At 52.3% G+C, this 2,281-nt stretch carries 1 protein-coding gene; it reads left to right on the top strand.

Going from position 1 to position 2,281, the window contains the following annotated elements:
- The first annotated feature begins 665 nt into the window (after window positions 1–665).
- Window positions 666–2,189 carry a group II intron reverse transcriptase/maturase gene (gene ltrA / locus AC19YT_RS28110; RefSeq protein WP_048388495.1) on the top strand — a complete coding sequence of 508 codons (1,524 nt, stop codon included), beginning with the start codon at window positions 666–668 and terminating at the stop codon, window positions 2,187–2,189.
- The last annotated feature ends 92 nt before the right edge of the window (window positions 2,190–2,281 follow it).

Raw genomic sequence — 2,281 nt, 5'->3', positions numbered from 1 at the left:
ATCACCTACAGTGTGCCCGGAGTTCAGGGTGAGCATGGATGCTCAAATGAACCACGAGTCTATCTGGAATGTTGAACTGGGAACTCATGATGAGGAACCAAACACCCCATCGACTGTGACGGTGGTGAGTCTGAGCGGCAGTGACCTGTGGTATGCCTGCAGGGTGATGTAACCCGCTGACAACGGGGATTGAGGCGAGATCACTAAGCCAAGATGATCCTCAAGACTGAGTGTTGAAAGGCTGAAGAACATGAACCCATTAATCCGCCTCTGAGGGTTGAAATGTCACCACGGCTTACGTGATCTGATAAGCCGTACAGAAGGAACAGGCAGTGACAGGTATGCGCTGCCGATCGAAGGAGCTTTGATATGTATGCAGAGCTTTGGGACAGCAGAATCCATCACAGATCGGGCTGCTGCTTTCTGTCAACTTGCGGCAAGCAAGGATAAAGAGTGCGATGGGCAGCCTCCTCAACATGCTTGAGTCCAGATAGGTGAACCGGGGAAGGTCAATGACGGATGCCAAGGGGGCATGACCTCAATGACGCATTGACTGGCGGAGCTTCCGTAGTAGTCCGCGATGGGGAAAGCCCATTACATGGCGAAGGGGAGCAGTTTAAATGTGTTTGCCAAGCGAATTAACTGACCTAACGAGGTGAAGACCTTTGATAATCAGCGAAATGCAACGCAAGCTGGCCACATGGACAGCAACCGATCCACCCCAGCGGGTTGATCGGTTACTGCGCCTGATAGCACAGCCGGACTGGCTGGCGGAGGCAGCGCGAATCACTCTGTCATCAAAAGGCGCCCGTACGCCTGGCGTTGATGGAGTGGACAAGCCAATGCTGCAAGCCAGACTGGCGGATGTATTGCAAAAGCTCAGGGAAGATCTTCTCTCGGGTAGCTACCAGCCACTGCCGGCCAGGCGGATCTATATCCCCAAGGCCAATGGCAAGCAACGACCACTCGGCATCCCCACTCTGCGAGATCGTATTGTTCAACGGGCTATGCTGATGGCCATGGAGCCCATTTGGGAGGGTGAGTTTCATACGCTCTCGTATGGTTTCCGGCCTGAACGCAGTGTCCACCATGCAATCCGTACTGTGAAACTTCAACTCACAGACAATGCAGAGACGAGGGGCCGCTGGGTCATTGAAGGTGACTTGTCAAGCTACTTCGATACCGTGCATCATCGCCTGCTGATGAAAGCCGTACGCCGCAGAATCAGAGACACTCGTTTCTTGGAACTGCTGTGGAAAACAATCAAAGCTGGCCATATCGATGTCGGACTCTTCCGGGCCGCCAGTGAAGGAGTACCGCAGGGTGGTGTTATATCGCCATTGTTGTCGAACATCATGCTCAATGAGTTCGATCAGTACCTGCATGAACACTACCTGAATCCGAAGGCTCGAAAAGATCGATGGTACTGGAACCACAGCATCCAGCTTGGTCGAAGCACGGCGATCAGAGAGAACTGGCAATGGAAGCCAGCCGTTGCTTACTGCCGATATGCCGATGATTTTGTGATCATCGTCAAAGGCACTAAAGCACAAGCGCAAGCCATCAGAGAAGAGTGCCGGAGTGTGCTCGAAGATAGCCTGAAACTCAGGCTGAACATGGAAAAGACCAAGATCACCCATGTGAATGATGGATTTGTTTTTCTGGGCCATCGGATCATTCGCAAGCGTAGCCGATACGGCGATATGCGTGTGGTCACGACGATCCCACGAGACAAAGCCAGAAGCTTCGCAGCCTCACTGACGGCACTGCTATCAGGTAACCACAGTGAAAGTAAGATCGACATGGTTGAATCAATCAACCGAAAGCTGAAAGGCTGGGCGGCGTTTTATCAATTCGTTGATTTCAAAGCCAAAGTATTCAGCTGTATCGATCGTGTCGTGTTTTGGAAACTGGCCCATTGGCTGGCTCACAAATACCGCTCCCGTATCAAACCCCTGATGCGCCAATGGTGCAAAGCACCTAAGCCCAGCCAAAGTAAGACTTGGGTTTTATTTGGCAAGACCAATAACGGCAAACTCAGCGGTGAAACACTGTATCGGTTAGTTGGGCAAGGCAAGAAGCAGTTCAGGTGGCGTCTGCCCGAAGGTAATCCTTACCTGAGGTCGGAGCCCAGGAATACATGGACCTCACGCTTCACTGAAGTGGCTATGGCGTTCGCCAGCGTTTAAACGGAGAGCCGGATGCATTGAAAGGTGCACGTCCGGTTCGGTGAGGAGAGATAGGGAGATAGCCCGACTACGCCCTGTCTCTTACTCAACTT

The organism is Pseudomonas sp. MF08875, from assembly GCF_059862525.1.
Note: the sequence above shows the minus strand (reverse complement) of the source record. Positions and strands in the feature narration are given on the sequence as shown.